At 71.0% G+C, this 16,360-nt stretch carries 15 protein-coding genes; 6 read left to right on the top strand and 9 right to left on the bottom strand.

Annotated elements, in window-relative coordinates; translation table 11 throughout:
* The first annotated feature begins 107 nt into the window (after positions 1 to 107).
* Entirely contained in the window at positions 108 to 1,370 is a 1,263-nt protein-coding gene (locus EDF40_RS02965; RefSeq protein ID WP_123340600.1) for an MFS transporter, read from the top strand.
* A gap of 80 nt (positions 1,371 to 1,450) precedes the next feature.
* Here the strand turns inward: EDF40_RS02965 and EDF40_RS02960 are convergent, their stop codons facing one another.
* Entirely contained in the window at positions 1,451 to 2,491 is a 1,041-nt protein-coding gene (locus tag EDF40_RS02960; RefSeq protein WP_221180491.1) for a LacI family DNA-binding transcriptional regulator, read from the bottom strand.
* Between the two features lie 72 nt (positions 2,492 to 2,563).
* Between EDF40_RS02960 and EDF40_RS02955 the strand changes: the two genes are divergently transcribed.
* On the top strand, positions 2,564 to 3,595 hold the full coding sequence (locus EDF40_RS02955) for a Gfo/Idh/MocA family protein (RefSeq protein WP_123340599.1): 1,032 nt from the start codon (positions 2,564 to 2,566) through the stop codon (positions 3,593 to 3,595).
* A 3-nt stretch (positions 3,596 to 3,598) separates the two neighbouring features.
* On the opposite strand, the gene EDF40_RS02950 is transcribed toward EDF40_RS02955, so the two are convergent.
* Positions 3,599 to 4,144 (bottom strand): flavodoxin, encoded by a 546-nt coding sequence (locus EDF40_RS02950; protein ID WP_243648959.1) that lies wholly within the window; start codon positions 4,142 to 4,144, stop codon positions 3,599 to 3,601.
* A gap of 137 nt (positions 4,145 to 4,281) precedes the next feature.
* On the bottom strand, positions 4,282 to 5,139 hold the full coding sequence (locus EDF40_RS02945; RefSeq protein WP_123340597.1) for an aldo/keto reductase: 858 nt from the start codon (positions 5,137 to 5,139) through the stop codon (positions 4,282 to 4,284).
* Between the two features lie 101 nt (positions 5,140 to 5,240).
* On the opposite strand from EDF40_RS02945, the gene EDF40_RS02940 reads away from it, so the two are divergent.
* Together EDF40_RS02940 and EDF40_RS02935 are read left to right on the top strand one after the other, a co-directional pair.
* Entirely contained in the window at positions 5,241 to 6,095 is an 855-nt protein-coding gene (locus EDF40_RS02940) for a helix-turn-helix transcriptional regulator (RefSeq protein ID WP_123340596.1), read from the top strand.
* A gap of 19 nt (positions 6,096 to 6,114) precedes the next feature.
* A complete protein-coding gene (locus tag EDF40_RS02935; protein WP_123340595.1) occupies positions 6,115 to 6,501 on the top strand; it encodes a VOC family protein in 387 nt (128 codons plus the stop codon).
* 27 nt (positions 6,502 to 6,528) lie between these two features.
* Here the strand turns inward: EDF40_RS02935 and EDF40_RS02930 are convergent, their stop codons facing one another.
* Positions 6,529 to 7,020, bottom strand: a complete 492-nt coding sequence (locus EDF40_RS02930; protein ID WP_123340594.1) for a MarR family winged helix-turn-helix transcriptional regulator — start codon at positions 7,018 to 7,020, stop codon at positions 6,529 to 6,531.
* A 38-nt stretch (positions 7,021 to 7,058) separates the two neighbouring features.
* On the opposite strand from EDF40_RS02930, the gene EDF40_RS02925 reads away from it, so the two are divergent.
* Complete coding sequence (locus EDF40_RS02925) at positions 7,059 to 8,273, top strand: FAD-dependent monooxygenase (protein WP_123340593.1); 1,215 nt, start codon at positions 7,059 to 7,061, stop codon at positions 8,271 to 8,273.
* A gap of 66 nt (positions 8,274 to 8,339) precedes the next feature.
* Here EDF40_RS02925 and EDF40_RS02920 read toward each other — a convergent pair whose 3' ends face one another.
* The 4 genes from EDF40_RS02920 to EDF40_RS02905 all read right to left on the bottom strand — a co-directional run bounded on the left by EDF40_RS02920 (position 8,340) and on the right by EDF40_RS02905 (position 14,093).
* A complete protein-coding gene (locus EDF40_RS02920; RefSeq protein ID WP_395861800.1) occupies positions 8,340 to 10,793 on the bottom strand; it encodes a beta-glucosidase in 2,454 nt (817 codons plus the stop codon).
* Between the two features lie 95 nt (positions 10,794 to 10,888).
* Positions 10,889 to 11,770 carry a carbohydrate ABC transporter permease gene (locus EDF40_RS02915; RefSeq protein WP_123313217.1) on the bottom strand — a complete coding sequence of 294 codons (882 nt, stop codon included), beginning with the start codon at positions 11,768 to 11,770 and terminating at the stop codon, positions 10,889 to 10,891.
* Positions 11,770 to 12,792, bottom strand: a complete 1,023-nt coding sequence (locus tag EDF40_RS02910) for a carbohydrate ABC transporter permease (protein WP_111084878.1) — start codon at positions 12,790 to 12,792, stop codon at positions 11,770 to 11,772. The genes EDF40_RS02915 and EDF40_RS02910 overlap by 1 nt, the downstream gene beginning before the upstream one ends.
* A gap of 2 nt (positions 12,793 to 12,794) precedes the next feature.
* On the bottom strand, positions 12,795 to 14,093 hold the full coding sequence (locus EDF40_RS02905; RefSeq protein ID WP_123340592.1) for an ABC transporter substrate-binding protein: 1,299 nt from the start codon (positions 14,091 to 14,093) through the stop codon (positions 12,795 to 12,797).
* A gap of 145 nt (positions 14,094 to 14,238) precedes the next feature.
* Between EDF40_RS02905 and EDF40_RS02900 the strand changes: the two genes are divergently transcribed.
* Entirely contained in the window at positions 14,239 to 15,270 is a 1,032-nt protein-coding gene (locus EDF40_RS02900) for a LacI family DNA-binding transcriptional regulator (protein ID WP_123340591.1), read from the top strand.
* Between the two features lie 7 nt (positions 15,271 to 15,277).
* Here EDF40_RS02900 and EDF40_RS02895 read toward each other — a convergent pair whose 3' ends face one another.
* Complete coding sequence (locus EDF40_RS02895) at positions 15,278 to 16,261, bottom strand: AraC family transcriptional regulator (protein WP_185002702.1); 984 nt, start codon at positions 16,259 to 16,261, stop codon at positions 15,278 to 15,280.
* Between the last annotated feature and the right edge of the window lie 99 nt (positions 16,262 to 16,360).

Genomic DNA, 16,360 nt, shown 5'->3' with positions numbered 1-16,360 from the left:
GCACGAGATAACATCGCCGACGTCGTCAGGTTAGCACGAGCCAAACGCGCGTCACCGATGACCGGGTTTCCGACCGGACGACGTGCACACGACCCGAGGAGGAGTCGATGTCGACAAGGCTGCCGGCGCACCCGTTCACCACCGCCACCCCGACCAACCACGTCAGCAACTGGTACCTGACCGCCCTCGGACTGGCACAGTTCGGCATCTACGCGGCGATCTTGTCGCCGGTCTACGTCAGCATGCAACTGAAGGCCCAGGCGCTGAACCCCGACGACCCCGCCTCGGTGATCGCCGTCGCGCTGCCGCTCGGATCGCTCGGCGCGATCTTCGGCAACCCGCTGTTCGGCGCCCTGAGTGATCGAACCCGGACGCGGTGGGGGCGCCGCCGCCCGTGGCTACTCGGCGGCATCCTGGTGCTGCTCGGCGGACTCGCCATGGTGGCGTACTCGCCGAACGTCGGCATGCTCACCGTGGCGTGGATCATCTGCCAGCTCGGGTCGAACGCCGCCTACTCGGCCATGATGGCCAGCTGGGCGGACAACGTGCCCGAGCTGCAACGCGGCCGCGCCTCGAGCGTGATCGGGCTGGCGCAGAACCTGGCCGTGCTCGCCGGCACGTACGCCGCCGTCCTGCTGGTCGAGAACCTGCCGCTGCTGTTCATCTTGCCCGGCATCCTCGGCGTGCTCTGCGTGCTGGTGTACGCGTTCGTCACCCCCGACCGCATCCCCGAGGTCCGACCGAAGCCGTTCTCGTGGCTCACGATCGTGCAGACCTTCTGGACGAACCCGATCACGCACCGCGACTACGGACTGGCGTGGTGGTCGCGGTTCCTGATCATCCTCGCCACGTTCCTGTTCACGACGTTCCGGCTGTTCTACATGCAGGACCACCTCGGCATGACCGCGCAACGCGCCACCTCGGCAGTGGCGTTCGGTGTCCTCCTCTACACGATCGCACTCATGATCGGCACGGCGTTCTCGGGCTGGCTGTCCGACCGGCTGCGGCGCCGCAAGGTGTTCGTCGGCGGCTCGACCCTGCTCTTCGGCGTGGGCCTCGTCGTGCTCGTCTACGCGCAGGACGTCACCGTGTTCTACGTCGCCGAGGTGATCATGGGCTTCGCCTACGGCATCTACGTGGCCGTCGACAACGCCCTGGTGGTCGACGTCCTGCCCGACAAGGACAAGCCCGGCAAGGACCTCGGCGTCATGAACATCGCGAACTCCCTGCCGCAGTCGTTCGCGCCGGCACTCGGTGCCTTGCTGCTCGGGGTCGGCGCTGGTGACAACTACCCGGTGCTGCTCTGGGGCGCCGGCATCGTGGCACTCGTCGGCGCACTCGTCGTGATCCCGATCCGCAGCGTGCGCTGAGCGGCAGCCACCCCGACCCGGAACGACATGGTCGACGTCGCACGACGTCCACCACGTCGTTCCGGGTCAACGCTCGACGCTCAGCGCTCGGCAGGACCCGTCGACGCGCGCACCACGAACCCGGTCGGTGTCGCGACACGACGTCGCTCCCCACCGTTCCCCGAGGTCCGGTCGAGGACGGCAGCCAGCGCCGCGTCGACCGTCGCCTCGACGTCCTGGTGCACCGACGTCAAGCGGTGGTAGCTGAGCGACGCGAGGTAGCTGTCGTCGAAGCCGACCACCGACACCCGTCCCGGCACGTCGACACCGTGCTGCGCGAAGACGGCGAGCAGGCCGGTGGCGCACTGGTCACCGCAGCAGACCACGGCGGTGGGCAGGGTGTCGCGGGCGACGAGCGTGCGGGCGGCCGCGGCGCCATCCTCTTCGCTGAAGCCGCTGGGGACGACGTCGGTCTCGGCTGCGAGTCCGGCGCCCTGCATCGCGGCACGGTACGCGGTCGCACGATCGAGGCCGACCAGCCCGTCCTCGCCACCGACGTAGGCGATGCGGCGGTGACCGAGACCGATCAGGTGCTCGACCGCGGCGCGGAGCCCACCGGTCTCGTCCACGTGCACGTTGTCGGCGTAGGGGGCGTCCGTCCACTCGCCGAGGAGCACGACCGGCACGAGGCGACTCGCCTCCTCGAGCGCGGTCGCGTCGGGGTCGGGGTTGAACACGACGAGGGCCTCGACGCGTTCGCCGAGCAGGTCGGCCACCACCTGGACCGTCGAGCGCTCGGCACCGGCGGGGCCGAGGGCGACGCCGAAGCCCTGCTCGGCGGCACGGGCGAAGAGCCGTTCGACGAACCGGACCTGGAACGGGTTGCGCATGCTGAAGACCGCGCCGATGAGCCGCGTGCGGCCCTCGCGGAGCAGCCGGGCCGAGGTGTGCGGGCGGTAGCCGAGCTCGGCCGCCGCCGCGAGGATCCGGTCGCGGGACTCCGCGCTGGGTCCGGGCGCACCGCGGAGCACGAGCGAGACGAGCTGCCGGGACATCCCGACGTGCTCGGCGACGTCGCGCATCGTCGGCAGGCGGCCGCCGGTGGGGCGCCGCTCCGGCAGGTCGTCGGTCCCCGTCGTCACCCGGCCAGTCTGGCACGTGCGAAGGACGCGTAGGCTGCGATGGCACGAGCCAATCCCTGCGAGAGGACGACGATGACCCTGACGCTGCCCACCCCGGTGCTGCCCGACCCCGACGCCGTTCCGGCCCTGCGGTGGGGCGTGATCGGCACTGGCATCGCCGGCAAGTTCGTCACCGCGATCCACCGGCACACGCCGCAGCGGGTGATCGCCGTGACCGCCCGTGATGCTGCGAAGACCGCACGGTTCGCGAAGGAGCACGGTATCGACCGGACCGTGCCGAGTGTCGAGGCGCTCGTGACCGACCCCGAGGTCAACGTCGTCTACGTCGCCACCCCGCACCCGCTGCACCGCGAGCAGGCCCTCGCTGCGATCGCCGCCGGCAAGCACGTCCTGATCGAGAAGCCGATCGCGATGTCCGCTGCCGAGGCGCAGGAGATCACCGGTGCGGGACGGGCCGCCGGTGTGCTCGTCATGGAGGCGATGTGGACGCGGTACCTGCCGCAGTCGGACATCATGCGGCGACTGCTCACCGACGGCACGATCGGCACCGTCCGGCTCGTGACCGCCGACTTCGGGTTCGTGATGCCGTACGACCCGGGGCACCGCCTGTGGGCGCCGGAGCTCGGCGGCGGCGCGCTGCTGGACGCCGGCGTCTACCCGATCTCGTTCGCCGCCTCGGTGCTCGGCTCCCCGGACCGCGTGCTGGTCGAAGGGGCGAGCGGTCCGGGCGGCGTCGACGTGCGCGCCGACCTGCTGCTCTCGTACGCGGGCGGAGCCCGGTCGATGTTGTCGACGTCGCTCGAGACCGCGCTGCCCGTGCGAGCCTCGGTCGTCGGCACCGAGGGACGCATCGACGTCGGCAGCCCGTTCTTCGGGCCCTCGTCGATCACCGCGGTTCGTGGGAACTTCGCGGCGTCGGAGTCCGCGACCTGGACGGACCAGCGACTCGAGGTGCTGCATGACGGGCTCGCCTACCAGGCCACCGCACTCGCGTCCTTCGCAGCCGAGGGGCGGATCGAGTCGCCGGTGCACACGCACGACGATGTCGTCGGCGTGATGCGGGTCATCGACACGGCCCGGGCAGCGATCGCTGCGGCCCCGTGACGGTCAGGTGAGCCCGACGTTCCGCAGCCACCGGTCGACGTCGTCTCCGGCAGCGCGCTCGCGGACGTCTTCGCCGCGCACTGCGAGCCCCTCGCCGAGCGTCGCCCCGGTGTCGAGGTCGCGGTAGAAGGACTCGGTGGAGCCCAGACCGCTCACCGCGTACGTGACGACCGGCAGCAGCCGCTTGCCGGACAGGTCGACGGCCTCCACGAAGGTCGCCATGATCATCGGCGGCTGGACGTTCCAGATCGGGCTCCCGAGCAGCACCGTGTCGTAGGCGCGCAGATCGGGCAGTTCGCTTGCGATCTCCGGACGGGCGTCGTCGTCCTGCTCCGTGCTGTTGCGCGCCACGGTGGCGTCGTAGCGGTCGGAGTAGGGGTCGGCGGCCTCGATGCGGACGACGTCGCAGTCGATCCGGTCACCGATCAGACCGGCGAGGACCTCGGTGTTGCCCGTATCGATGGTGCGCCGACCGCCGTTCCAGTAGTTCTCGCCGGGTCGGGAGAAGTACGCCAGCAGGACGCGGTCGTCGCGCGCGGTCGGGGACACGGTGCTCCTCGGGGTGGTGGACGGAGTGGGCGCGGTGGTGCACGCGGCCAACAGCCCACCCACGGCGACGCTGAGCGTGCTCGCTGTGGCGGTCCGCAGCACCTGGCGGCGGGTGGGCGGCCGGCCGGGCACGCAGATCAGGCTTCGGCGCGGCCGGTGAGCCAGCGGACCATCTCGGGGTCGACGTGGGAGAAGAACTGCGACTCACCGGCCTCGAGCTCGGCGATCGTCGCCATCTGCTCGTCGGTGAGCTCGAAGTCGACGACGTCGAGGTTCTGCTGCATGCGCTCGAGCTTGACGGACTTCGACACGACCACGACGCCGCGCTGCACGAGCCACCGGAGCACGACCTGCGCGACCGACTTGCCGTGCGCCGCACCGATCTCGGACAGGACCGGGTTGGTGAACAGATCGTTCTTGCCCTCGGCGAACGGCGCCCACGCCTCGAGCTGCACGCCCTCTTTCTGCAGCAGCTCCTGGTAGTCGGCCTGCTGGTGGAACGGGTTCGTCTCCATCTGGTTCACCGCGGGCACGACGTCGGCGAACGCGATGAGGTCCACGAGTCGGTCGGCGGCGAAGTTGGACACGCCGATCGCGCGGAGCCGGCCGTCTCGGTGCGCCGCTTCGAGGGCACGCCACTCGCCGTAGTAGTCACCGAACGGCTGGTGGATCAGGTACAGGTCGAGGTAGTCCAGGCCGAGCTTCTGCAACGACGTGGTGATCGCGTCACGGGCGCCGTCCTCGCCGCGGCGCTGGATCCACAGCTTCGAGGTGATGAACAGCTCCTCGCGGGGCACACCGCTGGCGGCGATGCCCCGGCCGACGGCTTCCTCGTTGCCGTACGAGGCGGCGGTGTCGATCAGTCGGTAGCCGGCCGTGATCGCATCGGTGACGGCCCGCTCGGTCTCGTCGGCGGGGATCTGGTAGACGCCGAAGCCGAGCTGCGGCATGGTCGTACCGGTGTTGAGGGTCACTGTGGGAGTCGTGTTGGCCATGACTCCATGAGACTCCCGCGGCGGCGTGCGTGGGAGGGCGGGCTCTTCCGTGTACCAGCAGTCACTCCTTCATGACAGCGCGTCGTCGTACGGTGAGGAGTATGGACAACCAGGCCGAGGTCAGCGACTTCCTCCGCACCCGGCGTGCTCGCATCACGCCCGAGCAGGCCGGCCTCATCAGCGGCGGTCGGCGGCGCGTTCCCGGGCTCCGTCGCGAGGAGGTCGCGATGCTCGCGGGGACGAGTATCGACTACTACGCCAAGATCGAGCGCGGGAACCTCTCCGGGGTGTCGACCGAGATCCTCGAGGCGATCGCCCGTGCGCTGCAACTGGACGACGCCGAGACCGAGCACCTGCACGACCTCGCCCGCGGCGCGGCTCCGGCCCCGATCCGTCGGCGGACCACCACGCCGGAACCGGTCGTGCGTCCGAGTCTCCAACGCTTCCTCGACACGGTCACGGGGACACCGACGTGGGTGCGGAACCGGCAGATGGACATCGTCGCGACGAACCCGCTCGGCCGGGCGCTCCTGGCACCGGTCCTCGACGCCCCGGGCGCGCAGGGCAACAACGCACGCTTCACGTTCCTCGACCCTGCCGCCCGGGCCTTCTACCCGGACTGGGTGGCGGGTGCGAACAGCATCGTCGCGACGCTCCGACAGACCGCCGGACAACACCCGCACGACAAGGACCTCACCGGACTCATCGGGGAGCTCGTGACCCGGTCCGACGAGTTCCGGGCCCGCTGGGCTGCCCACGACGTCCGGTTCCACCGCACCGGCGCGAAGCGGATCCACCACCCCGACGTCGGCGACCTCGAGTTCACGTACGAGGCGTTCGACCTGCCCGACAGCCCCGGGTGGACCATGTACGCCTGCACGGCGACAGCCGGGTCGCCCACCGAAGAACGCCTCACCCTGCTCGGCAGCCTGTCGGCGACCTCCGCCACGAGCTGACCCGGGTACCGTCCCTTCCGTGCCCGGTCGTCGCCTCATCCACCACCTCGGGGTCTTCGCCAGCGACTTCGCCGCGAGCGAGGCGTTCTACACGGCAGCACTCGCGCCACTGGGGGTCGAGGCGGGCTACCGCACCGAATCCGTCGCCGAGTACTGGACCACCGGCCAGGACACCCCGAGCGTCTCGCTCGAGACCGCACCCACGACGGCGACGGTGACCCGTGGTCTGCACCTGGCGTTCGAGGCGTCGAGCCGCACCGAGGTCGATGCGTTCCACCGGGCGGCCGTCGCGTCCGGCGGGCTCTCGCGCCACGAGCCTCGGTACTGGCCCGAGTACCGCGCCTACACGGCGTTCGTGAGCGACCCCGACGGCAACAACGTCGAGGCGCTCGTCAAGGAGCACTGAGCGCGGCGACGCCGCCCGTCGGTTCCCTCAGCGTGCCTGCAGGCGACCGTTCGCCGACGCGGCGGCGTCGGTCATGCGTCGCAGGAACGCCAGGACGACCCGCGTCTCCTCAGGATCGGTGTCCCGCACCGTGGCGGCGATCTCGGCACCGGAGAACGCGAGGAACCGCCCGCTCTCGGCTCGCGCGGACTCGGTCGGCCGCAGGGTGACCCGCCGTCGGTCGGCGCTCTCGCGGTGCCGGGTGACGTGCCCGGCCCCTTCGAGGCGGTCGAGCAGTACCGACGTGGCGCCCGACGTCATGCCGATCCGCCGGGCCAACTGCGCCGGGGAGAGTGGCTCGCCGGCCTGGTCCGCCCACACGATCTGCCCGAGGGCGTTCGCGTCGGAACCGGGCAGACCGATCCACGACGACAGGTGGCGCTGGAGTTCGTCGAAGGTGACGGCCCAGTCGCGCAGCGCGTGCATGACGGCCACCTCGTCGTCGGACCACACCGTGGTGAGGGGGTCGATGTCGGGCATCCAGGTTCCTTTACTGTGCAGTTGCTTTACTGTAAAGCATGACCTCACAGCACGCAGTGATCTCCGGAGCCAGCATCGCAGGCCTGTCCGCCGCCTGGTGGTTGCGCCACGTCGGGTGGCAGGTGACGGTGATCGAACGTGCGCCGTCCTTCCGCGACGGCGGGCAGAACGTCGACGTCCGCGGGGTCGCTCGCGAGGTGCTCGAGCGCATGGGCCTGGTCGACGCCGTCCGCGCACGCAACACGACCGAGACCGGGACGGTGATCGTCGATCGTGACGGCAAGGTCCGGTCCGAGCTGCCCTCCGACGGCCCGGACGGTGCCACCGCAGAACTCGAGGTCCTGCGCGGCGACTTCGCCCGGGTGATCCTCGACGACCTGCCCGACGGCGTCAGCATCGTCTACGGCGAGACGATCCAGGACGTCGACGACCAGGCCGGCGGACGCCGGGCGACCGTGACCACCGACGCCGGACGGGTGCTCGACGCCGACCTCGTGGTCATCGCCGAGGGCGTCCGCTCCCGGACCCGCGACCGGCTCTTCGCCGCGGAGGGCGAGGTCGACGAGCGGGACCTCGGGGTGACCATGGTCTTCGGGACGATCCCGCGCACGCCGTCCGACGACGACCGCTGGCGCTGGTACAACGCTGTCGGCGGGCGTCAGGTCCACCTGCGCCCGGACCCGTACGGCACGACGCGGGCGATCCTGGCCTACGCCGGCGGCGACGACCTGGTCGGCCGCTCGCGGTCGGAGGCCCTGGCGACACTGCGGACCCGCTACGCCGACGCCGGCTGGCAGACCGAGCGCGTGCTCGACGGGTTCGACGGCTCGGACGACGTCTACCTGGACGAGCTGACCCAGATCCGGATGCCGCGCTGGCACCGCGGCCGCGTGTGCGTGATCGGCGATGCGGCCTGGTGCGTGACACCGATGGGTGGCGGTGGCGCTTCGCTCGCCCTGACGAGCGGGTACGTGCTGGCGGCATCGGTCACGGCGGACGAGGACCTCGACCGCGCGCTCGACGCCTTCGACACGTGGATGCGCCCCCTGGTCGACAAGATCCAGGGCATCCCGAAGGGCATCGTGCACTTCGCGTACCCGCAGACCCGGCTCGGGCTCGCCGCCCGGGGTGTGGCGGACAAGGTGCTGCTGTCGGCGCTCTTCCGACCACTGGCAGCACGGCTGACCCGGGTCGCCGACAGCGATCGCCCCCTGCCGCCACTGCCCGAGACCCTGCAGCAGGGTTCGCGGTAGCGCTGCCGGGGCGGGCCGTGCGTCCTGATCCGTCCGCACGGCCCGCCCCGTCGGCGCAGCCCCGGTTCAGGCCACCGTCCACTCGACCATCCGCGGGTCGTCCAGCGTGACCTCGTGCACCGGCCCCGTCACGTCGACCGTCGCGCGCTCCGTCGCGGAGCCGGGGACGGGGTGTCGGACCGGCCCACCACCGGACGCGACGATCCCGCCTGCCGGCACCGGGCCTCCCGGTCGTGACGCCGCCGCGTGGGAGGCGACCCAGACCTGCACGTCCCCGGGTTCGACGACCCGGCGCATGCGCCGGTCGGTGAACGCGAACCGCTGGACGGGGACGCGGAAGCGGACCCGGGTGGACTCCCCCGCGGCGAGCGCGACGCGCGCGTAGCCGAGCAGCTGGACCTCGGGTCGGGTGACGCTGCCGTGCACGTCGTGGCCGTAGAGCTGGACGACGTCCTCGCCCGCGTGTGCGCCCGTGTTCCGGACGGTCACCGAGGCGTCGAACCACCCGTCGGAAGGCACCGACGCGTCGACCGTCAGCTCCTCGTACGCGAATGTCGTGTAGCCGAGGCCGAAGCCGAACGGGCGGACCGGCGTCGAGTCGGCGGCGGTGACGTCCGAGGGAGCCCCGAGCCGCGGGTGCAGGTACGTGTACGGCTGGGCACCGGCGGCACGGGGCAGCGAGACGGGCAGGCGGCCGGACGGTGACGCGGCGCCGGTGAGCAGGTCGGCGATGGCGGTGCCGCCCTCCTCGCCGGGGAAGAACGCCTGCACGACCGCCGCGGGTCGGCGAGCGCCAGCAGCGACTCGGCTCGCGCCGGCCGGGCCAGCGGCGACGCCGGCGCCGGCTTCGACACCGGCGCCGTCGAGCGCCCACCCGATGGCGTACGGCCGACCCGTCAGCAGCACCACCACGGTCGGTGTGCCGGTGGCGACGACCGCTTCGACGAGCTCACGTTGCACACCCGGCAGGTCGAGCGACTCGGTGTCGTTCCCTTCGCCGACGGTGCCGCGGCCGAACAGGCCGGCCTGGTCGCCGACGACGACGACCGCGACGTCGGACGCGGCGGCAACGGCGACGGCGTCCGCGAACCCGGCACGGTCGGAGCCGGTGACGGCGCAGCCCGCGGCGAAGCGCACGGCGTCGTCGCCGAGGGCGTCGACCAGCGCCTCGCGCACGGTCGGGATGGCGAAGCCGAGCGGCAGGTCGGGGTGCGAGGCGAGCACGTGGTTGGCGAAGGAGTAGCAGCCCTGCAGGGCCTCGGCGCGGTCGGCGTTGGGGCCGATGACGGCCACGGACGCCCCGGCGCGCAGCGGCAGCACGGGCGCGGCCGCCGGCACGCCAGCGCCAGCGCCAGCGCCAGCGCCAGCGCCAGCGACCACATCGTGGTTCGACAGCAGCACCAGCGACCGCGCCGCCAGCTGCTTCGCCAACGATCGGTGCCGCGGGGTGTCCAGTTCGATGCCGGTGGGCGGCTCGTCCTCGAACGCCTGCGGGTCGAGCAGCCCCAGACGCTCCTTCTGCCGCAGCACCCGCAGGACCGCGCGGTCGAGCAGGGCCTCGTCGAGCAGCCCCGAGCGGACCCGTTCGACGAGCGGCGCGAGGTACGCGTCCCCGGTGGGCAGCTCGACGTCGATGCCCGCCTCGAGCGCCAGAGCCGCTGCTTCGCCACGATCGGCGGCGATGCCGTGCATGACCTCGAGGAACGCGACCGAGAAGTAGTCCGCGACGACGGTGCCGTCGAAGCCGAGCTCGTCACGCAGCAGGCCGGTCAGCAGTTCACCGTTCGCCGCGACGGGCACGCCGTCGATCTCGGCGTACGAGTTCATGACGCTCCGGGCGCCCCCGTCGCGCAGGGCCATCACGAACGGCGGCAGGTACACGTCGGCGACCTCGCGCGGTCCGGCGTGCACGGGCGCGTGGTTCCGGCCCGCCTGCGAGGCCGAGTACCCGAGGAAGTGCTTGAGCGTCGCGTCGACGCCGGCCGACTGCAGACCGCGCACGTAGGCGGTCCCCACGGTCCCGACCAGGTACGGATCCTCGCCGATGCACTCGTCGACCCGCCCCCATCGCGGGTCGCGGATCACGTCGAGGACCGGTGCCAGGCCCTGGTGCACGCCGAGCTGCCGCATCGACGTACCGATGGCGGCGCCGACCTGCTCGACCAGCTCCGGGTCGAAGGCCGCACCCCACGCCAGCGGGGTGGGGAACGTCGCGGCCTTCCACGCGGCGAGCCCGGTCAGGCACTCCTCGTGCACGAGCGCGGGGATCCCGAGCCGGGTCTCGCGCTTGAGACGCCGCTGTTCCGCCCACAGCCAGGCCGCGCGGTCGTCGGGTTCGACCGGTCGCGTGCCGTACACGCGGGTGAACTGGCCGATGCCGTCGCGGGTGATGTCCGCCAGGGTGCGGCCGTCGGCGGCCGCCGCCATCTCACCCTGCATGGGCGCGACGACGCCGGTCTGGTCGAGCCAGTAGCCGACGAGCTGCGCCGCCTTCTCGTCGAGCGTCATGGCGGCGAGCAGGGCGGTGGCGCGGTCGGGTCCGGTCGCGTCGGGTACGTCGTGGTCGTCCTGGAGGCGCGGCTGGCGTCCGGTGTCCCGGGTCGCGTCCGTCGTCGTCACCCCTTCACCGCCCCGGTCAGGCCGCCGACGATGCGGCGCTGGAAGATGGTGAAGAACACCAGTGCCGGGATCATCGACATCGACGTGAACGCCAGCACCTTGGCCGTGTCGACCGAGTACTGCGACGAGAACGCCTGCACGCCGAGCGGCAGCGTGTAGCTGCCCTCGTTGTTCAGGATGAACAGCGGCAGGATGTAGCTGTTCCAGCTCGCGATGAACGCCAGGATGCCGACGGTGACGACCCCCGGCAGCGACAACGGCACGACCATCCGGAAGAAGAACCCGAGCCGGCTGGCGCCGTCGATCGACGCGGCCTCTTCGAGCTCGTCCGGGATCGCCCGTAGGAACGGCACCAGGATGATGACCGTCGTCGGCAGGGCGAAGGCGATCTGCGGCAGGATCACGCCGGCCAGGCTGTTCGTCAGACCGAGGTCCTTCACGAGCAGGTACAGCGGCGTGATGGCGACGGTGATCGGGAACATCAGACCGGCGGCGAACAGCGCGTACAGCGCACCGCGGCCGGCGAACCGGTAGCGGGCGAGCACGAAGCTCACCATCAGGCCGAGCACGACGACGCCCGCGGTGGTGGTCACAGCGCTGATCGTCGAGTTCGCGAGCTGCTGCCAGAAGATCCCGCTGGACAGCACGGATCCGTAGTTGCCGAGCTCGAACGGCGCTGGCAGCCCGGCCGGGCTCGTGGTGATCTGCGAGTTGGTCCGGAAGCCGCCCAGCACGATGTACAGCACCGGGGCGAGGTTCGCGGCGACGAACAGGATCGCCACCAGGTAGGTGAGCGGGTTCGCGCGACCGATGGCCGCGCTGGACCGCCGCTCCCGCGTGGCCCGCCGCCCGGGGGCGACGATGCTCGTGGTGGCCATCAGTTCTTCCTCTCGGTGAGTGCGCCCGCGGTGTCGCGGCGGAGCACGAAGCGCTGGTAGATCAGGGCGACGGCGAGCGAGATCACGAACATCACCACGGCGACGGCGCTGCCGAAGCCGAAGTTGCCGGACGTGCGACCGTTGGCGACCATGTACGTCGCCATCGTCGAGGTGCCGGCGGTCGACGAGATGTACTGCCCCCAGATGATGTAGACGAGGTCGAACAGCTGCAGTGAGCCGATGATCGACAGGAACGCCCAGATCCGGATGGTGGGGCCGAGCAGCGGCAGGGTGATCCGCCGCTGGATCTGCCAGTAACCGGCGCCGTCGATGGCCGCGGCCTCGAACAGCTCCTCGGGGATGCTCTGCAGGCCGGCCAGGAACAGGATCACCGCGAAGCCGATGTACTTCCACGAGATGATCACGAGCAGGGTCCAGATGGCGATGTCCGGGTTGGACAGCCAGTCGGCCCGCAGCCCGCCGAGGCCCATGCCCTGGAGCAGGTCGTTCACCGCGCCGTTCGACTGGAGCATCAGGCTCCAGCCGGTGCCGACGATCACCTCGGAGATGACGTACGGCACGAACACGAGCACGCGGACGAGCCCGCGGCCGTGCATCTTCTGGTTGAGCAGCAGCGCGAGCACGATGGCGATCGGCCCCTGCAGCACGAGGGACAGCACGACGATGAAGCCGTTGTGCATCAGGACCGCGTGGAACGCCTTGTCCTGGAAGATGATCAGGTAGTTCTGCAGCCCCACGAAGTCGGTGGGCGGGCCGTAACCCTGCCACTTGAAGAACCCGTAGTAGGCGGCGAGCACCACGGGCAGGATCACGAAGGTGACGAAGACGATGACCGCGGGGCCGGCGAGCACCGCGATCTCGACGCGCTTCCGCCAGTCCGCGATGCGGCGCGTGGACCGCCGTCCGGCGGGGAGCGGCGTACCGCTCCCCGCCGGGGACGTCCCCGCGGCCGTGTCCGACCCGGTGGCCGGGGTCGTGCCGAGCGAGGTGTCGAGGGTCATGGTCAGCCCTTGGCCGCAGCCTGGTTGGTGGTGTCCACGATGTCCTTCGCGCTGCCCTTGCCGGCGAGCAGGTCGACGACGCTGGTGTTCAGCGCGTTGCCGACGTTCTGGCCGTACAGGGTGTCCAGGTACTGCGAGACGAACGGGGCGTCCTGGTAGGCGGCGAGGGCCGACTTGAGGTAGTCCGCGTCGACGACCGACTGGGCCTCCTGGTTGACCGGGATGGCCTGGAACGCCGTGTAGTAGGCCTCCTGGTTGTCCTTCTGCACGATGAAGTTCAGGAAGTCCGTGCAGGCCTTCTTCGGGGCCTTCGCCGAGCAGGAGTTGCCGTCGACGCCGCCCATCATCGACTTCGGGTCACCCTTGCCACCGTCGATGGTCGGGAACGGGAACCAGCCGAGGTCGGCCAGCGGCTTGCCGTCCGGGGTGAGCGAGCTGATCACGCCCGGGTCCCACGCCCCCATGAGCTCCATGGCGGCCTTGTGGTTGGCCAGCAGACCGGCGGAGCTGCCGGCACCCTGCTGGGCAGCGGTCGTCAGGAAGCCGTTGTTGAACGGCTCGGTGGCGTTGAAGTCCTCGAGCTGCTCGCCGGCCTTCGTCCAGCAGGCGTTGTCGAACTTGAGCGACTTCGCCGCGCCCTCGAGCGTCTTCTGGCTGCACTCGCGCAGCGCGAAGTTGTAGTACCAGTGCGCGGCGGGCCAGGCGTCCTTCGCACCGACCGCGACGGGGTCGATGTCGGCGGCCTTGAGCTTCGCGATGTCGTCGTTCAGCTCGTCCATCGTCGTCGGGGTGCCGTCGATCCCGGCCTTCTGGAACAGGTCCTTCGAGTACCAGATGCCCTCGGGGAGCACGGCCCCGGGCATGGCGTAGGTGGCGCCGTCCTTCTCGTAGCCCGCGAACGTCCCGGCGCTGATCGACTTCTTCGCGTCGGCGCTGATGGAGTCGGAGATGTCCATGAGCTGCCCGGCGGCGATCATCGCGTCCATCTTGCCGCCACCGCGCTGCAGGAAGACGTCCGGCCCGTCGCCCGAGTTGAGCGCGGTCTGCAGCTTGCCGTCCAGGTCCTCGTTCTGGATCGCCTGGGTCTTGATGGTGACGTTCGGGTACTTCGCCTCGAACGCCTTGACCGTCGAGGCCCAGTAGGCCTTGCCCGGTCCGGTGGTGGAGTTGTGCCAGAAGGTCATCGTGACCTTCCCGTTGCCGTCGTCGGCCGCGTTGCCGCCTGCCGAGCAGCCCGTGGCCACCAGTGCTGTCGCCCCGATCAGCGCGATGGCTGCCGCGGCACGGATCTTCCTCGTCATCGTGGAACTCCTCGTGTCGTCGTTGACATGCAGCGACATCCACTGCCGCTGCGGAGAGCGTGCCAGGTGCTCCTGCCGCTTGTCAATCGATATCGATAACGTTTTCTAAGCCGTTTCGACGCTCCATCAGCGGTACGGTGAGCACATGGACTCGGCACTCGGCGCGCGTCCCGGTGCCGGCCGGGTGACGATCGGCGACGTCGCACGGGTCGCGGGGGTCTCGATCCCCACCGTGTCGAAGGTCATCAACCAGCGCGACGGCGTCGCCGCGGCCACGATGATCCGCGTGCAGCAGGTCGTCGCCGACCTCGGCTACGAGACGTCCTTGGTCGCCCGCAGCCTGCGGAGCTCCCGCACCGGGGTCGTCGGGATCCTGGTACCCGAGTTCGAGCCGTTCTCGACCGAGCTCCTGCGCGGCATCTCGAGCGCGACGACCGGCACCGGCTACGAGCTGCTCGCCTACGCCGGCCTGATGACCGGCGCCGACCGTCCGGGCTGGGAACGCCGGTCGCTGTCACGCCTGTCCGGCACCCTCATCGACGGCGCCATCGTCGTCACCCCGACCACGGCCCTGTCGAGCTCGTCGATCCCGGTCGTCGCGATCGACCCGCACACCGGGCCCGAGGGCCACGCGACGGTCGACGCCGACAACGAGGGCGGGGCGGTCCAGGCCGTCGAGCACCTGCTCGCGCTCGGGCACACCCGGATCGCGCACCTGCGGGGCCGCGTCGACCTGGCGTCCGCCCAGCTGCGCGAGGCCGGGTACCGCTCCGCACTGACCGCCGCCGGACTCACGATCGACGAGCGGCTCGTCCGTGACGGCGACTACCAAGAGGAGCAGTCCGCGGCCGTGGCACGGGACCTGCTCACGCTGGACGACCGGCCGACCGCGGTGTTCGCCGCGAACGACTCGTCGGCCGTCGGCGTGCTGCGAGCCGCGGCGGAGCTCGGCCTGCGGGTGCCGGAGGACCTGTCCGTCGTCGGGTTCGACGACGTCCCCCAGGCGTCGATCACCACCCCGCCGCTCACCACCGTGTCGCAGCCGCTTGCCGAACTCGGGTCCCGCGCGGTCGAGATGCTGCTGACGATGCTCCGTGGTGAAGCCGCGTCGGACCACGTCCGTCTGTCGACCACGCTGCGGGTGCGTTCCAGCACCGGCCCCGCGCCGTGGGCCTGACCCCCGGCTAGCGGCGCAGGGTCTGCTTCGGGTACTCGCCGAACCTGGCTGCGTACGACGCCGAGAACCGGCCCAGGTGCGCGAACCCCCAGCGTCGGGCGACGTCCCCGATCGCTCCGACCTGCGGGTCGAGTGCGAGGAGCTCGCTGCGCACGCGGTCCAGACGGACGTCCCGCAGGTAGGTGAGCGGCGACACGTCGAACACCCGACGGAACGACTCCTGCACGGACCGCACGCTCAGGCCGGCCACCGCGGCGAGGTCGGCGATGGTCACGGTCTCGGACGCGTGCGCGTGGACGTACTCGACGGCGGCGCGCAGCCGGGCGTTCCGCGGCAGGGCCAGTTCCGCCGGCAGGTCGTCGAGCTGCGGCGGGAAGGTCTCGAGGAACGCGGCGATCGCGAGCGACTTCGCCTCGGTCCAGGTCTCCGAGTCCGGACCGCCCACACGGAGCGCGCGGGACAGCGCGGCGAGGGCACCCTGCCACCGGCCGTACATCGCCTTGTCCGGTTCGCGCGCGTGGTCGAAGCGGAGCGGCCGGTCCCCCAGGTCGAGCTGTTCGCCGGCGATCCGGTGCACGAGCTCCCGGTCGAGGTGCACCAGGCGCTGGTCGTGGTCCTCGGCTGCGAAGACGAACGCGGTGTCGCAGGGCAGGAGCGTCGGCACGTTCCGGTGCAGGTCCACCCGCTGCCCGGCGACGTCGAGGTGGGCGCTGCCGCTCGTCATCCACGCGACGATGTAGTCGGTGCTGATCGGCATCGCACCGCGCAGCACGCCGCGCATCTGGGACCGACGGATGCTGATCTCCGTGTCGCCGACCGCGGTGTAGCGGTAGACGAACTCGCTGCCGGTCTGCTGGGCGGACCACTGCTCGGCGCCGTGCACCGTGGCCAGGTCGCGCGCCGCCGACTCCGGATCGGTGCCGGACACCTCGAAGCGCACCGACTCGCTCGTGCGTCCGCCGGCAGGTGGGGCCTCGTACGTGTCAGTCACGGTGCATCGCCCCCGTGCCGGACACCCGAACCTGACCGTGCGACTCGTTATGTGGATACGCTGACCCGGTGAGCACGGCGTACGGTGGCGCGGACCCGA

The organism is Curtobacterium sp. PhB170 (assembly GCF_003752345.1).
Taxonomy (GTDB): Bacteria; Actinomycetota; Actinomycetes; order Actinomycetales; family Microbacteriaceae; genus Curtobacterium.
This window is presented reverse-complemented; position numbering and strand designations above follow the sequence as displayed.

What these genes read in the sequence shown, in the direction of transcription:
- EDF40_RS02965 (WP_123340600.1), top strand. Translation starts at nt 108, where the DNA reads ATGTCGACAAGGCTGCCGGCGCACCCGTTCACCACCGCCACCCCGACC.
- EDF40_RS02955 (WP_123340599.1), top strand. Translation starts at nt 2,564, where the DNA reads ATGACCCTGACGCTGCCCACCCCGGTGCTGCCCGACCCCGACGCCGTT.
- EDF40_RS02945 (WP_123340597.1), bottom strand. Translation starts at nt 5,139, where the DNA reads ATGGCCAACACGACTCCCACAGTGACCCTCAACACCGGTACGACCATG.
- EDF40_RS02940 (WP_123340596.1), top strand. Translation starts at nt 5,241, where the DNA reads ATGGACAACCAGGCCGAGGTCAGCGACTTCCTCCGCACCCGGCGTGCT.
- EDF40_RS02930 (WP_123340594.1), bottom strand. Translation starts at nt 7,020, where the DNA reads ATGCCCGACATCGACCCCCTCACCACGGTGTGGTCCGACGACGAGGTG.
- EDF40_RS02925 (WP_123340593.1), top strand. Translation starts at nt 7,059, where the DNA reads ATGACCTCACAGCACGCAGTGATCTCCGGAGCCAGCATCGCAGGCCTG.
- EDF40_RS02915 (WP_123313217.1), bottom strand. Translation starts at nt 11,770, where the DNA reads ATGGCCACCACGAGCATCGTCGCCCCCGGGCGGCGGGCCACGCGGGAG.
- EDF40_RS02910 (WP_111084878.1), bottom strand. Translation starts at nt 12,792, where the DNA reads ATGACCCTCGACACCTCGCTCGGCACGACCCCGGCCACCGGGTCGGAC.
- EDF40_RS02905 (WP_123340592.1), bottom strand. Translation starts at nt 14,093, where the DNA reads ATGACGAGGAAGATCCGTGCCGCGGCAGCCATCGCGCTGATCGGGGCG.
- EDF40_RS02900 (WP_123340591.1), top strand. Translation starts at nt 14,239, where the DNA reads ATGGACTCGGCACTCGGCGCGCGTCCCGGTGCCGGCCGGGTGACGATC.